Here is a 24546-nt window from a genome sequence, read left to right as displayed (position 1 = left end):
TGACGATTCAAATGTACTATCTAATTGCTATTAAAGTCAATAGCAAGCAATTCGTTTATTAAAAGTTCTTTTTGCTGTTATCTATTAATATTCGAATAATCCTATGTTTATACCAAAAGTGCAACAAGTAGTTTAAAATTTGACAATATAATTATACCGGTTAAATCAGCTCATATTTGTACTTTTTAAAGATTTAGCATTGATCAGCGGTTTATGACAAAATTCAGAAATCCGGATGAATGAAAACACAATTATTCAGAATGATAATATATCTGTAAAATACCACATTTCAGCACTTAACAACCTTACGGCGAGCCGGGTAAAACACGTTGCAATCCCATCGAATTCCGGTGAATTGAAATACAATGGTTAGTTGATTAATTTAAAATATATTTTCACATTTAAAGTATTTCCGGAATTAAGCCGTCTAAGTAAATAACACCATTTTTTATGCTTTGATTTTGTCACAAAAAAGCCAAATATAGTTCAAACCGTTAAGGCCTATGGCAGCCAGCTATTGGGATTTATCCGCCAGAGGGTAAACTCAGAAGAGGATGCAGAGGACATTCTGCAGGACGTGTGGTACCAGCTTAGCAGTGTGCCCGAGATAGAGGCTATTGAACAGGTGGGAAGTTGGTTATACAGAGTGGCACGCAACCGTATCATTGATAAATACCGGAAACAGAAACCCGATTCACTGGAAGATTACAGTTATGAGGATGACGAAGGTGAATTCAATTTTAAAGATATACTGCTTGCTGACGATGGCACTCCCGAAACGGTATATATGCGTGAGTTGTTCTGGGAGCAGCTCACACAGGCATTGGATGAATTGCCGGAAAACCAGCGACAGGTCTTCGTCTGGAATGAATTGGAAGACCAGACCTTCCAGGAAATTTCAGACAGGACTGGCGATAACATTAAGACATTGATTTCCAGGAAACGGTATGCCGTTCAACATTTGCGGAAGCGACTGGAAACCTTATATGATGAATTTGTAAATTATTAACTTTGCTAACATGAATCAGCGACATACATATAGAAGACGTTTTCCATTGTTTCCATTATTTGCTCTCGCAGCTGCCTTGCTATTAGGCGGACTGGTAATGTTACTTTGGAATGCAATTCTTCCAGCTTTAATTAACGTAAATCCTATTAAATACTGGCAGTCTGTCGGGTTACTGGCACTTTGCAGGATTCTGTTTGGGAATTTCGGAGGAAGAATGGGCGGGCCGGGACAATGGAAGCAAAACTGGCAGAATAACGGCACAAACGACACTGATTCAAAATCATCGTTTGGCAGATCGTCATGGAGAGGCAAATGGATGAGTATGACAGAAGAAGAAAGACTTAAATTCAGGGATGAAATGAGACAGCGATGCCGGAGAAAACCTCCTGAAAAAGAATAGCCGTTGTTAAGATAATGCTCAATTATTAATTGTCAGATTTTTGATTGATTCATATTAGCTTGGTTTACCAAAAATCTCCTTTAGCCTGGCAACGATGCCGGGCTTTTTTATTTTTTCCACTTATTCTTTAAAGTATTTTTTTGATTCAATCGTCTGCATGATTGTACACCAGTTATGTACTATAAACATCTATCAAAACAAATATTTAAAGCCATGACAACACAAATTTTCAAAGTAACACTTGCCGGGATTTTAGGCGGAATATTATTATTTGCTATTCCGTTCCTGCTTTTTAAAGTATTTTTCTTCTTCCTGCTGATAGGATTACTATTTCGCCTTTTTGGTGGAAGAGGACGCAGAGGATGGAATTATTATCAAAGGTTTCATCGAGATTATGACAGATTTTATCCAAGTGAAGGAAAAGAAAACGTGAGAGATCAGTTTCAACAAAACCCGCAAAACGTTTAAGCCATGAAAAGAAGCACAAGATTAATATACGGCATCACTATTGCCCTGATTACCGCAGCAAGTTTACATTTCACGGTCGGCCACCGTTTCCACGGAAGATATTTCGGGCATTATGGCCCAAACGGATTCGGTTATAATAACCATGGTTCTGCAAGATTCAGCGATTATGGATGCGGCTCAAATGAGCACGATCGATATGGGGATAACAGTGGCAGATTCAAAAATCGCACCGGGTCAGAGCAAAAGGCTGAAAAATCACCTCTGGAATCTGCACCAGCCGAAACTCCAAAGGATTCCTTTTAAAAAAATCCAATTTCAACAAGTTATCACGAACAACAATATTATGTGTTACAGATATGAAAACCGTGGTTACGGAATGAACCACGGAAACCGGTTTGGAGATAGAGGCTCATTTCGGGTTCCGGTAAATATTGCTAAAAACGAAAACAGTTATGAACTTTTAGTCTTTGCTCCTGATCGCGGAAAAGACGATTTCAGAATTAATATAAAAGGCAACGAACTGACTATTGGTTATGAGCTCAAAAATGAAGAAAGTGAAAATAAAAGCTGGATTCGCCACGAATTCCGTAAAACTTCTTTCGAAAGAACATTTCAAATAGATGAAACAGTTGATGCTGAAAACATCAAAGCAGAATATACCAATGGCATTTTGCATTTGACGCTTCCTATTGTTCCGGGTTCAGAAAAACCTGCACAGGAAATTAAGGTGATATAATAACTCCTTCAAGTGTTTGATAAAGAAAAACGAGGCTGTCAGCAAATTCTGGCAGCCTCGTTTTCTATAATAAATCTTATTTTATTTTTCTCCTGTTTCCCTTTGAATTTATAACTTCAACACTTTCCACAGTGGCGGGTAAAAAAAGTTGATGTGAGGATTGAGATAAAAAAGAAGATCCGTAGTTCATTTCTTCCCGGCGGGTTTTACCATTTTTCAATTTGATCAAAGCACTGGTTTCCGTTGTTGAAAGTGGTACGGGCTTTACCGATAGGCCAGCTCTATGAAATCTCAGTGAATCCCTGTTTTGGGAAGTAATAGTTATTAACTTTTCATTTGCACCGGATATTTTCACCAATGCTTTTGCATTACCTGCAACCGAATAGCCGCTTTCAGAATTACGAAGCGGTGTAAATCCATTTTTCCCGTTACCTTTTAGTATCAGTCCGTTAAAAGCATCATATCTCCCAACTGAAACTTCCGATCCAAAATCATTTCCACATAATACAATGTCAAGATTACCGTCTCCGTCAAAATCTTCGGTTACCATACCAAAGAGCGGGGCAAATTGTGATTCGATGGGCAGCTCCTGCATCTTAAATTTTCCATTTCCAAGGTTTTCAATGTAACTGCTTTTCAGCCAGTTTGCCTTTAAAACCAATGCATCTTTTAATTCCTCCGGTTTAAAAATATCCTTAATACCTACATCCGAAAATTTTCCATATTCCTGAAACCGTTGCCTTACCTGAATAATTTGTTTACCCATTTCATCCCTCGTATTGTAAGGAAATTCCTTATACGTTTCATCTTTAGCCTTATAAAAAACAGTAGGAATTGCATCAAAATAACCGTCATTGTTGATATCCCGGGCATACATTCCAATCGGCTGTTTGTCACTTGCCCTGCTTAAAGAATTCAGGCCCAGATTTCCTGCAACGTAATCCATATCACCATCATTGTCAAAATCGCCGCTTGCGAGGCTTCCCCACAATCCTTTCTTATTTTCTAATCCTGATATGTGTTTCTGAAATTTCCCATTTACATTTTTGAAAAAAGTAAGCGGCATCCATTCTCCTGCGGCAAGGAGATCTACCCAGCCATCATTATCAAAATCTGTCCATAATACATCACAGACTAATCCAATATTAATAAGTTCCGGAAAAATTCCCGCAGTTGCATCTGTAAACCTTGCCTGCCCTTTTACCGAATCGTTTCTCAGTAAATAACTTGAAACCGGTTTTGGATAAGCGCCTGGCTCTACCCTGCCGCCAATGAAAAGATCCAGATCTCCATCCCGGTCATAATCTGCTGCTTTAACACACGATCCGCTTTTAAGAAATTTTGGTAATGCGGCGGAATCAAGTGTAAAATTCCCTTTGCCGTCGTTGGTGTAAAATCTGTCCTGCAATGCTTCGGAACCAACTTTCATTTCATAACTCCCGCTTACAATATATAAATCCAGATCACCGTCCAGATCAGCATCAAATAACAACACACCCATATCCTCAGCATTTTTATCAGGGCCCTCCATTCCGGGCAGCAAGTCTGAGGTTTTGAACTGTCCGTTGTTTTGCTGGATCAAAAATTTGCCTTTATGATTGATAGCACCACCAATAAAAACATCATCCAGTTTGTCACCGTTGACGTCTCCCACTGCCAATGCAGGCCCATATTGCGACAACTTATGTGGCAGTAATTTTTGAACGTTAAAATCAATTGCGTCTGTTTCTTCGTGTTTGTAATCTACATGCAGTGTTTCCGTAATATCTTCAAATAATGCGTTTTTCTCTTTTTGAAATTCAGGTTGCTGTGTTTCTATTGTCGCATTTTTTCAAAAACAGTTAATACCTGATTTGCCTTAACATTTTTGAAAACCTGTATTTTTCCACCGGGCCACGTTATTTTCAGTTGATCTACAAGTTTTGTTTTGCCTAATCCAAAATGTGTTACAGGCTCAATAGTAGACAGATAACCCCGATAAGGTGAATTTTCTGAATATTGTTTCTGATTACCATTGTATGTTATTTCTGAAATCGCTCCAATTCCTTTTCCATTATATCTTTCCCCCTTAAACTGAATCCGTAAATAATTACTTTCTTCCGGTTTCAGCTGAATTGAATTGTTACGATAAACAGACGCAGAATCATTTATATTATTAACCACATAATCCAGATCTCCGTCATTGTCCAGATCCGCATAAGCTGCTCCGTTTGAAAAACCTGCCTTTTCTATTCCCCAGTTGTCTGTAACGTCTTCAAAGCGCAGGTTTCCACTATTTTTGTATGCAAAATTTTTGATTTTAACCGAAGGAATATAGTCCAGCAGCATCATTTTGGACATCACATTTCCGACTTCATTTCTATAAGCCACAAAATCAAGATCCGTAATATCCCTTGGAAAGCCATTGGTAATGATGATATCACGCAATCCGTCATTATCGAAATCAGTAACCATGGGTGTCCAACTCCAGTCTGTTTCTGCGATGCCGCTCAATAATCCTATTTCACTGAAAGCAGCATGTTTATCAGTTTTTTTAGTTTTACCCTGATTCAATTGCAATGTATTCCGGGCAACCTGGTATTGATAATGATATAGTTCGTAATTCTGGTAAGTAATATAACTACTGGCCGGCATCATCATTTTTTTCTAAAATTCGTTGCCGGCATCATGTCAAGGGCAATAATATCCGGAAGCCCGTCATTGTTGATATCTGCAATGTCGTTTCCCATTGCCGAATGCGAAGTATGCTTGAAGTATACATCTGCCATATCAGTAAATCCTAAATGTTTTCCTTTATTATCTTGGCCATTATTGATATACAACAAATCATTCGTCAGGTAATCGTTGGTAACATAAATATCCTTCCATCCATCCTGATTAACGTCAGTTACGTTTACACCAAGTCCGTAACCTTCAATTAATATTCCTGCCTCTTTGGAAACATTGGTAAAAACCGGATGCCCAAGTACTTCGCTCCACTCATTGCGATAAAGCCTGTCAGTCCTTTTCGAAGATCCGTCCTTTATTTTTTCATGAAATTTATTAGGAAAATTATTGTCGTCCATTTCATTCACAACCAAAAACAAATCCAGGTCTCCGTCATTATCATAATCTAAAAAAGCAGCATTAGTTGTATGGGTAGTATCAGCAATGCCATATTCTTTTCCCATTTCCTTAAATACCGGTACCTTATTTTGATCAATTCCCTGATTGACATACAACAGATTTTCACGTTCCTTTGCTACCTTTCGTACCGTTGAGCAAACATAAATGTCGAGCAAACCATCATTATTGATATCAACTAAAGCCACTCCCGACGACCATTTATTTTCAGCAGCTACACCGGCCTGTTTCGTTATATCTTCAAATTGTAACGATCCGTTTTTATCTCCTTTGTTGAGGTATAATTTATTATCGACTGAATTACCGGTAAAATAGATATCAGGTAAACTGTCATTATTGAAATCCCCTAACGCTACGCCTCCGCCATTATAGACGTATTCAAACGCCAGGATATTCATGGTGTCATTTTCAGCAATCCGGTTGGAAAATGCAATTCCTGTTTCATCACTACCGAGGAGCGTAAAAGTTTTAAGTTTTTTCCTGCAGGAAGACAAAAGAAAAACAGCAATAAAAATTACAGGTAAATATCTGACAAACATTTTTTAAAGAATAAAAATGAAGGATTAGCACAAGTCTAAATTAACAAAAGGAGATGGCATTTAGCTGCCATCTCCTTTATTTTATCTAATTTAATCACAGAAAATTGTTGAAATCAATAACCCGGGTTTTGAACCAGAACCTCTTTACCCAAAAGGTCAATCTGATCCTGAGGTATTGGTAAATATTCATTTTTGTTAGGGGTGAATTTAGATCCTCCCAATGCACCGCTCAGCTTTTTGCTTTCGTAAGTGAGATACGTATTAATCTCAGTCGCTGCTGTACCCCATCTTACTAAGTCAAAAAAGCGGTGTCCTTCACCTGAAAGTTCCAGTTTTCTCTCGAAACGAACAGCAGAGCGCGCTGCATCCTTACTTGTCCAGGCAGTTTTATAAGTACTTATGACGTAATTAGCTGCATTTTCGCCGTTGGTACGTTTTACAAAACTGGCAGGATTTGCAGCCCTTTCACGAACAAGATTTACATATTCCCTGGCTTTTTCAAGTGAACCTACTTCTACTTCCGCTTCGGCGGCCATCAAGAGAACATCGGCATAACGGATGATATTAATGTTAATAGCAGTGTAGCCAGGCGTCCATGAACTGTTATCCTGCAAAGAACCAACATCAGTCCGGTAATAAGCATATTTTTTGGTAGTATATGGTCCTGCATTAGCCTGATTACGAATCCAGTCGTTACCCGGATGCTCTATCCAGTCAAGATAAGGAATACCGCGGCGGCCAATAGAATGATCCAGGCGTGGATCGACACGGCCTGCATCTGGCGTAAACGCATCTTTTGATTTCAGGCCCATATCTGTCTTTAATTCATTTCCGCCTGAGTTATAAGACCCATCCAGTAAAGGTAGCCCGGTTGCATCCGTACGGAATGAGTTACCCAATTCAAAACTTGGTGCAAAAAAGCTACAGCAGTTACCTGGGCCGTTTGGTCCAACATTGTATGGCCAGTTAAGGTCAAATTCAGGGTTTGCATTATTTACGCTACCCGTATTAGCGGCGGCCTGAATGGCAAAAACCGATTCTGAATTGTTATCATTACTTGCCTTGAAAGCATCCTGAAATCTGGGAACCAATCCGTATTTCTTGCCATTAGTTGTTTTTCCACCAGTAATAATCAGGTCATAAAGCGCCTTGGCCTCAGTGTATTTTTTCTGATACATATATACTTTTGCCAAATATGCACCTGCCGCCCATTTGTTAGTACGACCGGCTGCATCCTGAGTCTCAGGGAGATTATCGTAGGCAAATTTAAGATCGGCTTCAATCATCGGCCACAGGTCAGCATTATTAGGTACTTTTTCAATACCCGTTCCATAATCCATGGTTTCATCTACATATGGCGTATTATTAAATCCTCTTTTCAGTTCAAAATAATAATGCGCTCTTAAAAATCTGGCTTCCCCTCCTATTCTGGCTTTGTCGGCTGCTGTAACATCTTCCTTCGCAACGCCCAGTAATTTCATTACGAGATTTGCCCTGGCAACACCTTCATACAAACCTTTCCATTTGTCAAGTGTAACACCCTGTGTTGTCTGGTATTCAAACCGCTGGATTGGGTTGATATCACTGAAATCCCCCGGATCCGTTCCTTTGTTGGCATCCCCGCCACGAATACTTCCCCAAACCCAGTTACTGGCGCTTGCCATACGGTTTTCTCGTCCGTTCAGCTGGCCATAAACAGATACCAATACGCCTTCAATACCTTTTTTGGTAGAAAGCTGGTCTTCATCCAACTGTCCGGTAGCGGGAATCTCTAAAAAACTTTCTTTGCAAGAGTAGCCTATCAGCATTAATATCGTGAGAAATGCCAATATCCCTTTTGTTCCTATTTTTTTCATTTTATTAATATTTTTGAATCTGATCTATCATTACCAATACTTGCGAAACCACAGGCCAAATTTTAAAACCCAAGGTTTATTCCAAATGTCCAGCTTCTTGTGATCGGATAGTTTCCTACATCTATACCAAAGTTTGTATCAGCATTACCTCCTACACCAGGATCAAGTCCCTGGTATTTGGTTACGGTAAAGAGGTTATTGGTAGAAGCATACAATCTTACTTTCTGCATTTTGAGCCTTCCTAAAATATTTGCAGGAAGTGTGTAACCCAAAGTAAGGTTTTGCATACGGAAGAAAGTACCGTCTTCAACATAGAAAGAGTTAGACTGCGTATTGGTACTGAAATTAGAAGTGCTTTCGAATATAGGTGTATCGGTATTGGTATGATCCGGCAACCAGGAATCTTTCACGCGTGCACTAACTGCCGCTCCTGTAAATGATGGATAGAAGTCAGTAAACCATTTGGACACGTTAAAGATCTTGTTACCAACCGATGTATACATGTAAGTTGCAAGGTCAAAACCTTTATATGTCAGCTTGATATTAATACCACCTGTAAATTTAGGAACCGGACTGCCCAGAAAAGTACGGTCATCTGAATTGATCTTTCCGTCACCATTTAAATCAACATATCTGAACCGGCCGGGAGCAGCGCCATCCTGTGTTGGAGCACCATCCACTTCCTGCTTATCAGCGAAAAGACCTGCTACTTTATATCCATAAAATGAAGATATAGAATGTCCAAGTTGATTCCTGACAGGATTAATTCCACGGAATCCGGGATTGACCGACGTCAGGTATGTTAAACCTGGTGCAAGTGATTCAATGTTATTTTTAAGTATACCAGCCGTAAAATTCAGCTCATAACCCAGGTCATTGGTAATTCTTCCACGGTTAATAATTTGCAGATCGATCCCTTTGTTGGACATTTTTCCAACGTTTACTGATGGTTCAGCAGCTCGGTAACCAACTGTTGAAGTAATCGGAACCTGAAACAAAAGGTCCTTGGTATCTTTTTGCCATAAATCCAGAATTACATCCAGTTTTCCTTTGAAAAGAGTAGCATCAATACCAATGTTTTTGGTAATACTTGTTTCCCATTTGGCATCTTTATTACCTATCCGTGTACGATAATAACCAGCCAGAGCACTTGAATTTGTTCCATTAAGGTCATAAGAAGATAACCCAAGATTGGCTCCATATAAACTATACTGGTTATTAGGATCAACGTTGTTTGAATTACCCATTAGACCATATCCACCACGGATTTTAAGATCAGTAATGAATGGAACGCTCTTCATGAAGTTCTCTGATGAAACTCTCCATGCCGCGGAAAATGCAGGGAATACACCGTAACGATTGTTTGAACCAAATCTTGATGAACCATCTCTTCTGACAACCCCGGTAAGTATGTACCGGTCGTTGAATGTGTAATTAACACGTCCGAAAAGTGAGTAAAAAGTAACTCCCTTGTAAAAATCACTATCTACAATACGGGAAGTTACATTGGTCATATTAATGTAATTGATATCCGTAGAGAAAGGATTAAGACCTGAGGAAGACTGATTTTTACCCAAACCGGTATTTAATGCTTCCTGGCCTGCAAGCACTTCTACATTGTGTAATCCAAATATCTTTTTATAATTGGCTGTATTTGTGAAAGTCCAGCTGAAACGATGGCCAGAACCTTCGTTGTAACCAAAAGCAGAGTTATTTTCTGAGTTTTCATACTGCAACCTGCTAAATCCTCTGCTACTAAAGCCAACATACTGGGCACCTACGCTTGAACGAAGTGTTAAACCCGGGATAACATCCCATTCTGCATAAAAATTACCAAATCCCTGGCCTGCAAAACCATTGTTATTGGCTAAGCCGTCACGGCTGGCAACAGGATTACGCGGATTGTTGAAACCCTTGGCAGCCGTACCGGCATATCCTCCGAATTCATCATATACAGGAATAATTGACGGCATCCGGAAAGCAGAAAGAATGTCATTTTCATTTGCTGAAACACCCTGCCCGCCATTATCGCCATCTAATCCCAACACTTGTAAATAAGTAAATTGTGCGTTTTGGCCAATCCTTACATTTTTTACAACATCAAACTCAGAATTGACACGAAATGCATAACGCTTAAAGCTGTTATTCAAAAGTATACCCTTCTGATCCTGAGCACTGAATCCTGCATAAAACCGACTTCCTTCTCCACCGCCGGAAAAACCAAGCGAGTGTCTTTGAATCGGAGCAACTCTTGTAATGGCGTCGTACCAGTCTGTTCCCTGCTTGTTAGCCTTTACAACCTGGTAAATTGGCCCGCGGGACGGATCAACATTGTATTTTAATTTTTCTGCAGCCAGATCCAGTGATCCAACTACGCCTGTTGCACCTCCTACGTTGATATAATCCGGAAGAACAGGTTTGTCTCCAGTACCATACTGCCCGCTGGCAACGTTGGTAAACTTAGGAAGTGAATCTCCCTGAAATGCATCATTTCTGATCGCCTGCCATGTCCAGTCGGCCTGTTCCTGAGGCGTTAGCATTTTTTGCCCGTGTCCCGGTGTTGTAACCCCGAAAAGCCCGTCATAGGTTACACTTAATTTTTTTGCTTTTTTGGTACCTTTTTTAGTGGTATAAACAATTACACCGTTTGCAGCACGAGCTCCATAAATAGAAGCAGCAGCTGCATCTTTCAGTACCGTTGTTGTTTCAATATCATCAGGATTCAGGAAATCGGTGGAACCAGTTGGCATACCGTCTACTACATATAATGGCTGGTTACCTCCAAAGGCACCAAAACCTCTTACGCGTATCTGACTGGTTGTTCCCGGCTGACCGTTCGTAATCACAGTTACACCGGCTACTCTGCCCTGAAGTTGCTGCTCTACATTTCCTGAGGGAGTTGCAGTCAAATCCTTAGATTTAACTGTTGAAACTGCCCCGGTTGTTTCCCTGCGGCTATCTACCGAATAACCTGTTACGATTACTTCTTCCAGTGCAGAAATATCGTCATCCATTTTAATGTTAACAACACTTTGATTTCCTACATTGACTTCCAGGGTTTTGTATCCTACAAAACTTACAACCAGCACGCTGGTTGCTGAATTTACATTAATGGAGAAATCACCTTCGCTACTGGTGTTAGTTCCGGTTTGTGTACCCTTTAAAACAACAGTTGCCCCAGGTATACCGACACCTGCAATATCCGTGACACGACCTGTTACTTTTCGCTCTTGAGCCTGAGCAGTGACAAAAATAAAGCAGAGTAAAATTGAGAAGAATAAGCCCCGGGGGAGCTTAAGTAGATTTTTTTCATAATGCATTGTTAGGTTAAAATACAGCTTACTCAAATCTATAATTATTTAACCAAATATTTGACCTATTTTGATTTATATTTTTATACAATGATATAATAGTATTATAAAAAGATAAAATAATGTCACTTAATCAATTCAATTAGACACAAGTTTATAATAGTTACATAATTAATTTAATTTGTCCTGTAAATTGAAGTGGCCATTATAAATTTTGGTTACTTTAACCGCCATTCCGTTACGCTCGTCTATATATGAAATGTTTGTACTTTTTGTTGAGAAGTAGTTCTTATATGCTTTTATGTCAGTTAATATGGCTTTCAGGATGCCAGTCATCAACTGAGAATGAGGCTATAAAAAGAGGAGAAATACTTGCCAAAATGAAATGTGCAGGCTGTCATTTATTACCCGGCCCTGAGTTACTGGATAAAAAAACCTGGCGTGAAGGGGTTTTGCCAGCTATGGCTGCGCAGTTTGGGATAGAGTTATTACAGGGAAATATGTACTTGAATACTCCCAACTCAACACTATCCAATAAAGACTGGCTAAGAATTGTCAATTATTATGAAACGCTCGCTCCTGACAGTCTGACAAAACCCGTAGTAAAGCATTCATTTCTAAATGATTGGTATGTTTTCAAATTAAAACAGCCCTATTGGGATTCATCTCAGGTTGCTTCCACATTAATGACGGTCATCAATCCAGCCGAAAAAGCCATTTATACAAGTAACCTCACAAATCCTGGCTTATACCAATGGAATAAAAACTTAAAACCCAAACTAATAACTGCGCTTACCTCGTCTGCGGTTGATATAACATTTAATAAAACTTCCGATCCTGAGAAAGGAGTTATTACCTGTATGGGCGGAATGCAGGCGCTTGACGTTACAAAAGGCGACGTTATATCATTTGTACAAAATGAAAACAGTTATTTTAAAAGTACAATTGGCGCAGATTTTATCAGGCCCATACAAAGCCGTCCGGCAGATTTCAATAAAGACGGGCTTACCGATTATGTGGTATGCAGCTTTGGGCACAACAAAGGAGGGTTATTTTTATTACAACAGCTTCCGGACAAAACGTTTCTAAAAATCCCGATCCTTGAAGTTCCCGGCGCTACCCAAACTGTAATCGATGATTTTAATCACGATGGCTGGCCGGATATTATGGCTTTATTTGCACATGGAGATGAAGGTATATGGCTTTTTACCAATAATAAAGAAGGTGGGTTTGAGACAAAAAATATTCTTCGCTTTCCTCCTGTCTATGGTTCAAGCAGTTTTCAAATAATAGATATGAACCAGGATGGGAAGCCAGATATAGTGTATACGGCCGGAGATAACAGCGATTATTCAAGAATCCTAAAACCTTATCACGGACTTTACATTTTTCTTAATCAGGGAGATTTTCGTACGATGGATATACGTTTTGAAAAATCCTATTTTTATCCGATTAACGGATGTACAAAAGCAATTGCAGCTGACATTGACCAGGACGGGGATATCGATATTGCCTCCATTGCTTTTTTCGCGGATTTCAAAAACAATCAGCCTGAAACGTTTATCTGTTTTGAAAATAACAGCGACCGTACCAGGAAAACTTTAAGTTTTAAACCTCACCTATTACCAATTTCGAAAAACGGAAGATGGATTTGTATGGATTTAAACGACTACGACGGTGATGGTGACGAAGATGTTGTTTTAGGAAATTACTCCAAGGGTTTTATGAATCAGGAAAATTTCAAACCGGACTGGGACATTCATACACCTTTTGTGATTTTAGAAAACACCATCAAATGAATTCCGCAAACCTCCAGACTTAAACCTCCTGGCATAACTAAATCTATTCATCCCGCTTCCAGTCAGCAGGTAATAAAGTTGAAAAGCGGTCATTACCCAGATCTCCGGCTATTTCAAAACCCATTGGCATAACCACCCAGCCTTGTGGAGTAATCACAATATAACCTTGCGGCAATGTAATTTGGGTGTATGAATAAGGCATATCAGAATACGGAGAACGGGCACGTCTTTTCATATAAAAGACTTCGAGTTGTGTGCGTGATACTACCAGGCGTTCTGTTTCCAATTCTCCCGGCCTTATCAAACTTTCACCCCGAATTTGGGTGATACGATTATTCAAATGATTGGAAATAAGATTTGAACCATATCCATTGTTTCGAACAGAGCCAAATATCCGCAAGGAATCAGGAATTACCTGATATACTTTAAATCCCTGCTCCTGTAGACTATCGGCAACCATGCCGGCAAGAAGGTTTTTTAACGAGCCCTGATAAGCAATCTTTTGATTAGACCGCCAAAAAACTTTCTGGGCATTGTCTTTTGGTACTAAAAGCTCAAAACGTGTACTTCCACCGTAATATACTTTTCCTTCGAAATAATCAAAATCATCGAGATCCTGGAATATGCGATATCCCAAAGCACTGTTTTCAATAATCAACGGCTTGGTCGTCTGCGCACTTAAATGCCTGTTATCATCCTCAGAAATACGTAAAACTTCCGGATTTATAATTTTACAAAGTTTGGAAAAACGGCTGTTACCCAGCAATTCCCTTGTGATTATTTTAAGATTTTTTTCTCTTCTTTTATTTTTTTTGGAGTAGATCGTCACTCCCTGCAATTCCATCCCTTCCTTCATTTTAAAAACAACCGTTTTTATTCCTGGCTGTTCAAAACGCAAAGTTTGCTTAATGGTTTCGTACCCTAAAAAAGAAACACCCATTTCTATATTTCCAATGGAAAGATTTGGTAACTTGTAGTTCCCGTTTTCATCTGCATTGGTACCAATGGTTGAATTGTTAACAAAAACATTGGCAAAAGGAAGAGGTTTACCAGTTTTTATATCAGTTACTTTACCGACTAATGTTACTGTATTAGCTTGCTGTCCAAAACAAAAAGTCGCAATACTGATAAATATAAATGCAAGAAAAAATTTTCTGAAAAAGATAGAATCGTGAAGCATCAGGAACATTGTATAACCACGTAAAAAAGGCAATTCACCCCAAATATAAATCAGGGCTTTGTAATCTATCTGTTTAGTACCTATTTTGTTATATCACTGTTGCAAAAAAGATAAAGTTTAAAGAAAGACACATACTGCAAAAGTATCAAATTTAACCTTAATCCAGGAAAATGATATACTCTGCTGCAATGGGTGTAAACTCAGCTCGTTAAGATTATGGCTTTAATTGATAAATACGACAAACCCTTAAGCTCCCGGCAGGTTGCTCATCTGTTGCGAAGAATCACCTTTGGCAGTTCACCGGAAACAATAGAAAAATTAACAGGAAAAACTGCGGGAACCATTGTTAAATCATTTCTTTCCGATACAAATGCCCCTGATCCGCCATTGGATAAGGAAAGCAAATTATTTGATAATTTACCATGGGGATATCCGGGTATAACTTCTGCACAAAGAAACGAGAACGATAATGGAAGGCGTATTCTGATCAAAAGATGGTGGATCGCAAATATGATTGGCCAGAGAGAGAACATCATTGAAAAAATGACATTGTTCTGGCAAAACCATTTTGTTTCTTCAACAATAGATGTCAATGACGCAAGATTTATTTATCTGCAATATAAGCTCCTGAGAAAGTATGCACTGGGTAATTTCAGGACCTTTTTGCTCGAAATAACAAAGGACCCGGCCATGCTGACTTATCTGGACGGCAACGAAAATGTACTGTCAAAGCCCAATGAAAATTATGGCAGAGAGCTACAGGAATTGTTTACTATCGGGCAGGGTAATTATAATGAAAATGATGTCAAGAATGCAGCAGCTATACTAACAGGCTGGACGCTTACCGGCTACCGGGATACTATTTCCGCAGATATTAATGTTGAATTTAAATCATCCAAGCATAATAACGGTGATAAAACCTTTTCCTCCTATTATCAGAATACAGTTATAAAAGGAAGGACGGGAGCAAGCGCAGGTGCTCTGGAACTTGGTGAACTTATTGACATGATCCTGCGGCAAAAGGAAACTGCTTTATTTATTGTCCGAAAAATTTACCGATGGTTTGTACAGGCAGAGATTTCGTCAACAATTGAAAATGAAGTAATTCAACCATTGGCGGTTTTATTTCAAAAAGATTACGAAATAAAACCTGTATTAACACAACTGCTCAACTCCAGTCATTTTTATGACGAACAGCTCATCGGTTCGCAGATCAAATCTCCGCTGGATCTGCTCATCGGAACGCTTGTTCATTTTAACCAGCCGGTACCCGATCCTTTGAAAAACAGGAAAGATTTTGACGCTTATCTGTTATACATAGCCAATTATGCAAAAGAGCTGCAAATGGAAGTTTTTGGTCAGGAAACTGTTTTTGGCTGGCGTCCTTATTATGATACGGATTTCTATGAACTTTGGATAAACTCCACAACGTTAGCGCTAAGAGGAGCTTACACCAATGCCTTAATAACCGGAACAACCAATACTACCATCAATATTAATTCACTGGATTTGGCAAAAAAGGTATCAAACCCGGCTGATCCGGTAGTGTTGGTAGATGAACTGACTAAATATCTTTTTGCATCTGATCTGACCCAGGCGCAAAAAGATTACATAATTGATGAGATACTCGTACCTGGCCTGCCGCGTTACGAATGGGGAGCAGAATGGAACCTTTATAAAGCAGATCCGGTCAATAGTGCCAAAATGACTGCGGTCAAAATGAAAATTGATAATATGTACCTCTATCTGCTTCGTCTCGCTGAATTTCAGATGGGATAGAACAGCGGGAAATAAGTTAATGATCTTATTTCCAAATTAATTACTCTCGTTATGAAACGTCGTGAATTTCTACAATATGCAACTTCCTCGTTCTTTCTCCCTCTGGTTTTAGACGGATATGGCGCGCGTGCAGAAACCAATGCGAGCTCTCCCTTTATGAAAGCAATGCTTGAACTGGCAGAGGCAAATGACAAAATTTTGGTGGTAATTCAGCTGAACGGTGGAAATGATGGGCTGAATATGGTACTTCCGCTGGACCAATACAGTACTTACACTGCAAGTAATTTCAGGGGCAATATTGCTATTCCGGAAAATAAAGCATTAAAACTGGATGGCTTTCCGGAAACCGGACTACATCCTTCGATGACCGGTCTTCAGACTCTCTTTAACGAAGGCAAGTTGTCGATTGTCCATGCAACCGGATATCCTAATCCGAATTTTTCGCATTTCCGTGCGAACGATATATGGTTTACCGCCGTTGACTCAGACAAACTTTCTACATCGGGCTGGCTCGGGCGATATCTTGAACAAAGCTATGATCAGTTCCCGGATGCATACCCTAATGCAAATTTTCCGGATCCAATGGCAATTCAGATTTCTTCCATTTCTTCTACGACGTTTAACACAAGCAGTAGTCCTGGAGGGCTTTCCATACAGGATCCTGACACTTTTTCACAGATTATTGGAGATAAACCGGTCATAAATCCCGGGGAACTACCGAATACCCCGGCCGGAAAATATACTGCCTTCATTCGCCAGCAACAAACTTCTTCGGTTGCATATGCAGGACGTTTGAAAGAAGCATCTGCTAAAGGGAAAAACATGGTAGTTTATCCTACAGATAATTCTTTATTTGATCAGCTTAAAATTGTATCCAGGCTTATTGCAGGAGGATTAAAAACGAAGATTTACTATGTAACACTGGGTGGATTTGATACACACTCGCAGCAGGTGGACATTACGGATACTACACAGGGAAAACACGCCACTCTGCTGAAATATTTGTCCGAAGGCATCAAGATTTTTTTGGATGACCTTAAAGCCAACGGTAAGGAAGACAAAGTAGCTGGGATGACATTCTCGGAATTTGGGCGCCGGGCTATTTCCAATGGAAGCCGGGGAACGGATCATGGCTGGGCATCACCAATGTTCGTTTTTGGAAGTGAAATCAAAACCCGCATAATTGGCAAAAATCCGGATCTGACAGATTTGGTTGGAAACAACATTAAAATCCAGAATGATTACAGGCAAGTATATTCGAGTATTTTAACCGATTGGCTGGGCGCTTCTGATGATTTAGCAAAAAGTGTTATGTTTGATACGATGTTTACGAATCTTCCGATTTTTAATAAACAAGTTCCGGATATTAAACCCATATCTACGGAACGGATCAATGTTTATCCCAATCCTGCTAATGAAGAAATTTATGTGGAGTCAGGGCTGATGATACAGGGGAATGATAAACTTACTATAACGGATATGAACGGCCGGGTTTTGCCCCTTCAGGTTACATATTTGTCCACAACACAAATACGGATTAAAAAGCCGAACATCACCTCAGGAAAATACTTTATCCGGTTAGAAAACGACAAGCATTCTGTTGTTAAACCTGTGATGATTTTGAGATAATTTTTACTTTAACTTTATATAAAAACGGCAGTTGTCTTCGAAAAGAGAACTGCCGTTTTTTGTATCTGTATCCTTATTTCAATCCCAACTCCTCACCTATTGCCTGCACTTTATCTTTCAAAGTTGCATAAACGCTGTCAAAATCTTCATTCTTTTCCAACGTCGCACGAACTCCTACGTAGAACTTAATTTTCGGTTCAGTTCCGGATGGACGGCAAGTAAATTTAGTACCATCCTCAGTGAAGAACTGCAATACATTGGATGGTTCAATTCCCATTTCACCTGATGGAATGGACGTTGTAGTTCCGCTGGTAAAGTCCGTAGTAGTCAGTGCTTTGTAATCATCCATACGTGTTACTGGCGAGCCAGCAAGTGTTTTTGGTGGATTTACCCTGAAATCTGCCATCATATGCTGAATTTCATCTGCACCGGCTTTACCTTTTTTAGTAAGAGAGATCAAACCTTCGTAATAGAAACCAAATTGCTTGTAGATTTCCATTAACATATCAAAAAGGCTTAATCCCTTGTCTTTTGCATAAGCAGTCAGCTCGGCAATCATGGCGCAGGATGCAATGGCATCTTTATCACGAACTGCATCCCCGATTAGATAACCGTAGCTTTCTTCGCCTCCGCCGATAAACTGCTCAATACCTTCTTTTTCACGGATTACCTGCGCAATAAATTTGAATCCAGTCAATGTATTATAACATTTGACATCAAACGCTGCGGCCATTTTATCGATAAGATCCGTCGTAACAATGGTTTTACAAACAAACTGAGTTCCGGTAAGTTTCCCGGCGTCTTTCCAGGCATTTAAAAGGTAATAAATTAATACGCTGGCCGTCTGGTTACCATTCAAAAGCTGAATTTCACCGTGGTGGTTTTTAGCTGCAATACCAACTCTGTCAGCATCAGGATCCGTTCCCAATACGAGATCAGCATCAATTTCTTTGGCCTTTTCCACTGCTTTGGACATTGCTTCTGTTTCCTCCGGATTTGGGTAAACAACCGTTGGGAATTGTCCGTTTCCATTAGGTTCAGCCTGTTCTGTAATGATAGTAACTGCCTCAAAACCCATTTTAGCCAATAATTTAGGCACTAATGTTACCCCAGTTCCATGCAAAGGCGTATATACAATTTTCAGATCTTTCTGGCGTACAATTGCATCTTTCGAAATAGAAAGCGATAATATATGGTTCAGATATTTTTCATCAATATCAGCACCAATTTTAGTGATCTTAGAAGGATCACCATCAAATTTCACATCATCAATGGACTTGATTGCATTTACTTCGTCGATGATATTTGCATCATGTGGGGCTACAACCTGTGAGCCATCATCCCAATAAGCCTTATAACCATTATATTCTTTGGGATTATGCGAAGCCGTTACAACAACGCCACTTTTACAACCCAGTTCACGAATAGCGAAAGACAATTCAGGCGTTGGACGTAATGCTTCAAACAAGTAAACATCAATTCCGTTTGCGGAAAATATATCTGCAATAATCTTAGCAAATTCATCTGACTTTATGCGGCTGTCATATGCTATAGCTACACTTTTAGCTTCATTAGGAAATGCTTTGTTCAGGTAATTTGCCAGCCCCTGAGTTGCAGTTCCAACCGTATAACGGTTCATGCGGTTAGAGCCAATTCCTATTAATCCCCGTAAACCACCTGTTCCGAATTCCAGATCTTTGTAAAACGCATCCGTTAATTCAGTATCATTTGACTCATCGATCAATTGCTGAATAGATTGTTTCGTATCAATATCATAATCACCGTTGAGCCAGCTATTCACTTTGGCCATTACATTCGGTTCTAATTTTGCAGTCATAGTCAAGTTTAGATTTTAGATAAAAATTGTAAACCAAGTCCCTTTTCGATACAGAAAAACTGAATATCAGTTATTTATATCAAAAAGGGACTAAGAGTTATTCTTTTAATGCCTTTAACACCATAAATGTAAATATATACCGGAATTATTTACTTATTTCCAGTTCTTCTTTTTTTCTTCCTGTGAAGCATCTTTCGGAATTTCCTTAACCGATACATCCTTCATTGTTTCCTTAGCTGTTTTGTGGATTAGTTCAGCGACCAGCCCCGTCCAACCCGTCTGGTGGCTTGCTCCGCAGCCGCGTCCGTTATCTCCGTGAAAATACTCGTAAAACAACACATGGTCATTAAAATGAGGATCTTTCTGCAATTTTTCATCATTTCCGTATACCGCCCGGTTTCCATCAGCATCTTTTTTGAAGATATTGATCAAACGGCCTGCAATAGCAACTGCAGCATCTTTAATCGTTACCAGATTTCCTGAATTGGTGGGATATTCGATCATAAAATCTTCTCCATAATAGGCATGGAATTTCATCAATGAATCGAAAATCAGGTAATTCAAGGGGAACCATATTGGTCCGCGCCAGTTGGAATTACCACCCATAATATCCGTTAAAGCTTCGGCAGGTGTATAATCTACCTGCAATACTTCCCCGTTGATATAAAATTTATATGGATTTTCTTCATGGTATTTGGACAAAGCCCTTACACCATAATCTGACAAAAATTCGCTTTCGTCCAGCATACGCTTCATGATCATTTTCATACGGTGGCCACGAAGAATAGAAAGCAAGCGGTTTTCACCTTTTCCGGACTCAAACCAACGGGATATTAAACGGGCCAGATCCGGACGGTTTGCCAATACCCATTCCACACGTCGTTTGAAAACAGGCATTTTGTCCAGATTCTGAGGATCAAGGATTTCGACCGCAAACAAAGGGATTAAACCTACAATTGAACGAACTTTTAAAAGAATACTTTGACCGTTTGGAATATGGATTACATCATAATAAAACTGGTCTTCCTCGTCCCAGAGACTGATAGAAGAGTTTTTACCACCAATAGATTCCATAGCTCCGGCAATATGCAGGAAGTGCTCAAAAAACTTGGAAGCCATATCCTGATAAACCGGATGAACCAATGCAATTTCCACAGAAATGCGCAACATGTTCAGCGTGTACATGGCCATCCAGCCGGTAGCATCTGCCTGCTGTAATTTTCCGCCAAAAGGCATCGGGGTCGAACGGTCAAAAACACCAATATTATCCAATCCTAAGAACCCGCCGCTAAAAATATTATTACCGGTATCATCTTTCTGATTGACCCACCAGGTAAAGTTCAGAAGCAGTTTATGAAATATTTTTTCTAGAAACTCAACATCCCCTACTCCGTTATTTTGCTCCTGGTCAATTTCATAAACCTTCCATGTTGCCCAGCCGTGCACAGGTGGGTTTACATCAGAAAAATTCCATTCATAAGCTGGAATCTGACCGTTGGGGTGCATATAATATTCACGCAGAAGAATTTCCAGCTGTCTTTTAGCAAATGCTGCATCTACGCGTGCCAGCGGAACACAATGAAAAGCGAGGTCCCAGGCTGCAAACCAGGGATACTCCCATTTATCTGGCATGGATATAATATTGGCCGCATATAAGTGCTTCCAGCCGGAATTTCGCCCCCATTTCCTGCCCTGATTAGGCCCGGGCTGTGCAGGATCGCCTTTCAGCCATTCGTATACATTGTAATAATAGAACTGTTTGCTCCATAACATTCCTGCATAAGACTGGCGCTGAATGGATTTCAGGTCGGCATCCGTTACATCCTTTTGAAGATCATCATAAAATTCATCGGCTTCACGAATGCGTTTGGTGAAAAGATCCTCAAAACCTCCAAAGGGTTCAGAAATGGTATGATTTACAAAGCGCATCCGGAAGGAAACACTTTCACCTGCTTTAATTGTTTTGGTAAACCTTGCAGATGCTTTTGTACCAATACTGTTAGGATTAACAGTAGTTGCTTTTTTACCACTAATAATATAGTCGTTGATACCGTCTTTTGGGTAAGCTGTGGTATTGGCAGTACCATAAAGCTTTTTGTAATTGGTTTCATTTTCACAAAACAACAATTCATCGGCACCTTCCAGATACAAATTATATTTTCCGTGTTTTCTATGCGTAACTTCTATTAAACGGTTGGAAATACCGTTCATCATCGGTTTATAATTGTACGCTTCGTAACCCCACGACCATGTATTCCTGAACATAATAGTAGGAAGCAATGTGATCGGGGCATCTTTCGGGCCGCGGTTAAAGATCGTGACTTTCATCATGATATCCTCCTCATCCGCTTTGGCGTGTTCTATGAAAATATCGAAGTATTCGTTGTTATCGAACACGCCTGTATCCATAATTTCATACTCAGGATCCTCTTTCCCCCTGCGGCCATTTTCCTGCCGTAATTCATCATATGGAAAAGCCTGATGAGGATATTTGTAAAGCATTTTGGTATAAGAATGTGTAGGCGTACTATCCAGATAGTAGTACATTTCCTTCACGTCTTCCCCATGATTGGACTCACGGTTTGTCAGCCCGAAAATTCTTTCTTTGATGAGCTTATCATTATGGTTCCAGAAAGCAAATGATAAACAAATGTGCTGTTTATTATCTGAAAACCCTCCAATACCATCTTCTCCCCAGCGATATGCCTTCGAATAAGCCATTTCGTGAGTGATATAATTCCAGGCATCTCCGTTTCCGCTATAATCCTCTCTCACTGTGCCCCACTGACGTTCAGACAAATATGGCCCCCATTTCTTCCATCCTTTATTTTCCTTCTGAAGGCTTAACCTTACTTTTTCCGCGCCGTGTGCCATCAATATGTAGAATTATCTAACTCAATTAATTTTATGTAAAAGTACACAATTTAAAAAGTCAGGAATAAAAAACTCTTTAAGCTGTCTGTAAATTGAAAATTAATAAAAAAACAGTTCTAAAAAAGGCTATATCCGTTAAAAAATACCAATTTCATTATAAACCGTCATTTTTTACGTATATCCAATTCTCTACCAGATTTATAGACTCAATATCATTATAAGCTTTTACCTGATATTCTACATCGCCTCCATAAAACGCTGTTGTAGGTTTTGCTCTCTCCGACGTTTCAACCAATAATGGATGGCGTTCCTGATGGAGCAGATTTTCAACGTCGGCTATATACTCCTTGAACATGAACGGATTAGGAAGCTGATAGTATTTACCATCATCTGCAAGTAAAACAGGTACCGGGGTATATTTCCCTTCGGCATTTGTTTTTCCATAAGCTAACCGGGCCAACGCATATTGTTCATCGGAAGCTTCAAATACAATTCCTTTCAACGGCTTTTGTCTGGACTTTTCTTTTGTAATTTTTTCGTCCAAACCCTGAAGAAGATTGCGCAGCTGCCATGTATTTTTTCCGGTTCTGGTTCTTTCCCTGATCGACTGGCGAATAAGATAAGTAAGTGCCTGTGTAACATTCAGGCCAATTTCTGCCATTTGTTTAAAAATGAATGAAGTTGGCGACATACCGGGAATTGTATTCGGGTCGTGTAGTAAAATAGTGCCCTCGGGTGTTAAAAAACCATCAATCCGAACGCAAACATTAATTCCCAACTGCTCAAAAACCTGTGCAATAACCTGTTGAATTTCCTGGTTTTTTCCAAGAGTTGTCTCAACCGGAATACGTTTACGGCTTCCTCCGGGCTTATATTTCGCATTGAAATCAAAAACTTCTGCCAGGTTAATTACTTCACTTGGAGGCAATGCCAATGGTTTACCGTTATCAAATTGAATGCAGCCGCAGGAAAATTCCTGGCCGTCTATAAATTCTTCAATTAATACCTGGTCTTCTGCATTTGAACTGCTGATAAATAATGTTTCAGCCTGATTTGAAAAATAAGAATCCAGTTCTTCAATTAATTGCTGGGGAAGATATATGCTCTTGCCTTTAATTACAACCGGATAAGCAATTCCTTCATCCAGATTGGCCATTTTCTGTGCCCAAATATGTTTTTGAGCTGCATCCATGGATTTCCAGGTGCTGCTTTCAATTTCGACCTGAAAAAAGCACTGGTTTATAGCTGCAATAAAATCTCCCAGAGAATCTTGTTTTACAATAGCTACACCAATGGAAGATCCCTGATGCGGCGCCTTAATAACCAAAGGCAGGCCAAGATGCTTTTTCAGCACCTTAAATAAAATCGGATATTCATTTGGAATCCACTGGTCATAACGAAGTGTCCAGCTTTTTTTCTCCTGACCGTTAACAAGGGCGATCATTTCATTTTGTAATATCTTATCAATTCCCACCGCAGATCCCATTAAACCCGGACCGCTATAAGGAATTTGATACCATTCCAATAAGCCCTGTATAGCACCATCTTCACAGCCAGGGCCATGCATGGCCAGAAATGCAAAATCAAAATGAGAATTGAATTCAGCGGGAGTTAGCTGGGTACCTATTTCGGAAGGAACAGGTTCATTAGCCAGATGCGGATATGAATCTATGTATGTTTTGAATCCATCCCGTTGCATTTGAGCGGATGGATAAAAGTCCCTTATTTCACTGGCATACATGTAAGTATGTTCAAGCTTGATAAAGCGTCCGAAACTGTCTACAAAAATCGGGATTGGCTCAAAGAGCGACTTATCTAAATATTCGAAGGCGGTTTTTCCACCAGCAAAAGAAATTTCCCTTTCACGGGAAGGGCCTCCAAAAAATACTCCTATGCGCATATAAATCCTGATTGATGCATTCAAATCACAGCTGCAATATAAGGCAGTAATTGAGACGAATCAATTTCCACGAAGTAAGCACATGAAATATTTATTCAGGAAAGGT

18 protein-coding genes are annotated in these 24546 nt (G+C 39.7%); 9 read left to right on the top strand and 9 right to left on the bottom strand.

Going from position 1 to position 24546, the window contains the following annotated elements; translation table 11 throughout:
* The first annotated feature begins 235 nt into the window (after positions 1–235).
* From KZC02_RS22635 to KZC02_RS22610, 6 genes are all read left to right on the top strand, one after another.
* Positions 236–373 carry a hypothetical protein gene (locus KZC02_RS22635; RefSeq protein WP_221390761.1) on the top strand — a complete coding sequence of 46 codons (138 nt, stop codon included), beginning with the start codon at positions 236–238 and terminating at the stop codon, positions 371–373.
* 108 nt (positions 374–481) lie between these two features.
* Entirely contained in the window at positions 482–1009 is a 528-nt protein-coding gene (locus tag KZC02_RS22630; RefSeq protein ID WP_221395149.1) for an RNA polymerase sigma factor, read from the top strand.
* Between the two features lie 10 nt (positions 1010–1019).
* Positions 1020–1409, top strand: coding sequence for a hypothetical protein (locus KZC02_RS22625; RefSeq protein ID WP_221390760.1), 390 nt, complete (start codon positions 1020–1022; stop codon positions 1407–1409).
* Between the two features lie 213 nt (positions 1410–1622).
* A complete protein-coding gene (locus tag KZC02_RS22620) occupies positions 1623–1877 on the top strand; it encodes a hypothetical protein (protein WP_221390759.1) in 255 nt (84 codons plus the stop codon).
* Between the two features lie 3 nt (positions 1878–1880).
* Positions 1881–2180: a hypothetical protein gene (locus KZC02_RS22615; protein ID WP_221390758.1), complete on the top strand. Its 300-nt coding sequence runs from the start codon at positions 1881–1883 to the stop codon at positions 2178–2180.
* Positions 2181–2220: 40 nt separating this feature from the next.
* Positions 2221–2613 carry an Hsp20/alpha crystallin family protein gene (locus KZC02_RS22610; RefSeq protein ID WP_221390757.1) on the top strand — a complete coding sequence of 131 codons (393 nt, stop codon included), beginning with the start codon at positions 2221–2223 and terminating at the stop codon, positions 2611–2613.
* 76 nt (positions 2614–2689) lie between these two features.
* Here the strand turns inward: KZC02_RS22610 and KZC02_RS33100 are convergent, their stop codons facing one another.
* The 5 genes from KZC02_RS33100 to KZC02_RS22595 form a co-directional block, all read right to left on the bottom strand.
* Complete coding sequence (locus KZC02_RS33100; protein ID WP_310590357.1) at positions 2690–4294, bottom strand: VCBS repeat-containing protein; 1605 nt, start codon at positions 4292–4294, stop codon at positions 2690–2692.
* Between the two features lie 134 nt (positions 4295–4428).
* Positions 4429–5253, bottom strand: coding sequence for a CRTAC1 family protein (locus KZC02_RS33095; protein WP_310590356.1), 825 nt, complete (start codon positions 5251–5253; stop codon positions 4429–4431).
* Positions 5250–6275: a VCBS repeat-containing protein gene (locus tag KZC02_RS33090; protein ID WP_310590355.1), complete on the bottom strand. Its 1026-nt coding sequence runs from the start codon at positions 6273–6275 to the stop codon at positions 5250–5252. Before KZC02_RS33090 ends, KZC02_RS33095 begins: the two co-directional genes overlap by 4 nt.
* Before the next feature lie 113 nt (positions 6276–6388).
* The gene (locus KZC02_RS22600) at positions 6389–8131 is read right to left on the bottom strand and encodes a RagB/SusD family nutrient uptake outer membrane protein (RefSeq protein WP_221390756.1); all 1743 of its coding nucleotides are present in this window, start codon (positions 8129–8131) and stop codon (positions 6389–6391) included.
* A 62-nt stretch (positions 8132–8193) separates the two neighbouring features.
* Positions 8194–11451, bottom strand: a complete 3258-nt coding sequence (locus tag KZC02_RS22595; RefSeq protein WP_221390755.1) for a TonB-dependent receptor — start codon at positions 11449–11451, stop codon at positions 8194–8196.
* A 284-nt stretch (positions 11452–11735) separates the two neighbouring features.
* Between KZC02_RS22595 and KZC02_RS22590 the strand changes: the two genes are divergently transcribed.
* Positions 11736–13241, top strand: coding sequence for a VCBS repeat-containing protein (locus tag KZC02_RS22590; protein WP_229253736.1), 1506 nt, complete (start codon positions 11736–11738; stop codon positions 13239–13241).
* A gap of 43 nt (positions 13242–13284) precedes the next feature.
* Here KZC02_RS22590 and KZC02_RS22585 read toward each other — a convergent pair whose 3' ends face one another.
* A complete protein-coding gene (locus KZC02_RS22585; protein WP_221390753.1) occupies positions 13285–14421 on the bottom strand; it encodes a carboxypeptidase-like regulatory domain-containing protein in 1137 nt (378 codons plus the stop codon).
* Between the two features lie 216 nt (positions 14422–14637).
* Between KZC02_RS22585 and KZC02_RS22580 the strand changes: the two genes are divergently transcribed.
* Both KZC02_RS22580 and KZC02_RS22575 read left to right on the top strand, forming a co-directional pair.
* Complete coding sequence (locus KZC02_RS22580; protein ID WP_221390752.1) at positions 14638–16200, top strand: DUF1800 family protein; 1563 nt, start codon at positions 14638–14640, stop codon at positions 16198–16200.
* A gap of 51 nt (positions 16201–16251) precedes the next feature.
* On the top strand, positions 16252–17829 hold the full coding sequence (locus KZC02_RS22575) for a DUF1501 domain-containing protein (protein ID WP_221390751.1): 1578 nt from the start codon (positions 16252–16254) through the stop codon (positions 17827–17829).
* 73 nt (positions 17830–17902) lie between these two features.
* Here KZC02_RS22575 and KZC02_RS22570 read toward each other — a convergent pair whose 3' ends face one another.
* From KZC02_RS22570 to KZC02_RS22560, 3 genes are all read right to left on the bottom strand, one after another.
* Positions 17903–19666 (bottom strand): phospho-sugar mutase, encoded by a 1764-nt coding sequence (locus KZC02_RS22570; protein WP_221390750.1) that lies wholly within the window; start codon positions 19664–19666, stop codon positions 17903–17905.
* Positions 19667–19819: 153 nt separating this feature from the next.
* A complete protein-coding gene (locus KZC02_RS22565) occupies positions 19820–22540 on the bottom strand; it encodes an MGH1-like glycoside hydrolase domain-containing protein (protein WP_229253735.1) in 2721 nt (906 codons plus the stop codon).
* Between the two features lie 154 nt (positions 22541–22694).
* A complete protein-coding gene (locus KZC02_RS22560) occupies positions 22695–24440 on the bottom strand; it encodes a D-alanine--D-alanine ligase (RefSeq protein WP_221390749.1) in 1746 nt (581 codons plus the stop codon).
* Positions 24441–24546: the final 106 nt, after the last annotated feature.

The organism is Dyadobacter sp. NIV53, from assembly GCF_019711195.1.
Classification (GTDB): domain Bacteria; phylum Bacteroidota; class Bacteroidia; order Cytophagales; family Spirosomataceae; genus Dyadobacter.
Note: the sequence above shows the minus strand (reverse complement) of the source record. Positions and strands in the feature narration are given on the sequence as shown.

Bases quoted from the DNA above. Each gene is read 5' to 3' on its own strand.
- KZC02_RS22625 (WP_221390760.1), top strand. From the start codon at position 1,020: ATGAATCAGCGACATACATATAGAAGACGTTTTCCATTGTTTCCATTA.
- KZC02_RS22635 (WP_221390761.1), top strand. From the start codon at position 236: ATGAATGAAAACACAATTATTCAGAATGATAATATATCTGTAAAATAC.
- KZC02_RS22560 (WP_221390749.1), bottom strand. From the start codon at position 24,440: ATGCGCATAGGAGTATTTTTTGGAGGCCCTTCCCGTGAAAGGGAAATT.
- KZC02_RS22580 (WP_221390752.1), top strand. From the start codon at position 14,638: ATGGCTTTAATTGATAAATACGACAAACCCTTAAGCTCCCGGCAGGTT.
- KZC02_RS22570 (WP_221390750.1), bottom strand. From the start codon at position 19,666: ATGACTGCAAAATTAGAACCGAATGTAATGGCCAAAGTGAATAGCTGG.
- KZC02_RS22595 (WP_221390755.1), bottom strand. From the start codon at position 11,451: ATGCATTATGAAAAAAATCTACTTAAGCTCCCCCGGGGCTTATTCTTC.
- KZC02_RS22610 (WP_221390757.1), top strand. From the start codon at position 2,221: ATGTGTTACAGATATGAAAACCGTGGTTACGGAATGAACCACGGAAAC.
- KZC02_RS22615 (WP_221390758.1), top strand. From the start codon at position 1,881: ATGAAAAGAAGCACAAGATTAATATACGGCATCACTATTGCCCTGATT.
- KZC02_RS33090 (WP_310590355.1), bottom strand. From the start codon at position 6,275: ATGTTTGTCAGATATTTACCTGTAATTTTTATTGCTGTTTTTCTTTTG.
- KZC02_RS22600 (WP_221390756.1), bottom strand. From the start codon at position 8,131: ATGAAAAAAATAGGAACAAAAGGGATATTGGCATTTCTCACGATATTA.
- KZC02_RS22585 (WP_221390753.1), bottom strand. From the start codon at position 14,421: ATGCTTCACGATTCTATCTTTTTCAGAAAATTTTTTCTTGCATTTATA.
- KZC02_RS33095 (WP_310590356.1), bottom strand. From the start codon at position 5,253: ATGATGATGCCGGCCAGTAGTTATATTACTTACCAGAATTACGAACTA.
- KZC02_RS22590 (WP_229253736.1), top strand. From the start codon at position 11,736: ATGCTTTTATGTCAGTTAATATGGCTTTCAGGATGCCAGTCATCAACT.
- KZC02_RS22620 (WP_221390759.1), top strand. From the start codon at position 1,623: ATGACAACACAAATTTTCAAAGTAACACTTGCCGGGATTTTAGGCGGA.
- KZC02_RS22575 (WP_221390751.1), top strand. From the start codon at position 16,252: ATGAAACGTCGTGAATTTCTACAATATGCAACTTCCTCGTTCTTTCTC.
- KZC02_RS22565 (WP_229253735.1), bottom strand. From the start codon at position 22,540: ATGGCACACGGCGCGGAAAAAGTAAGGTTAAGCCTTCAGAAGGAAAAT.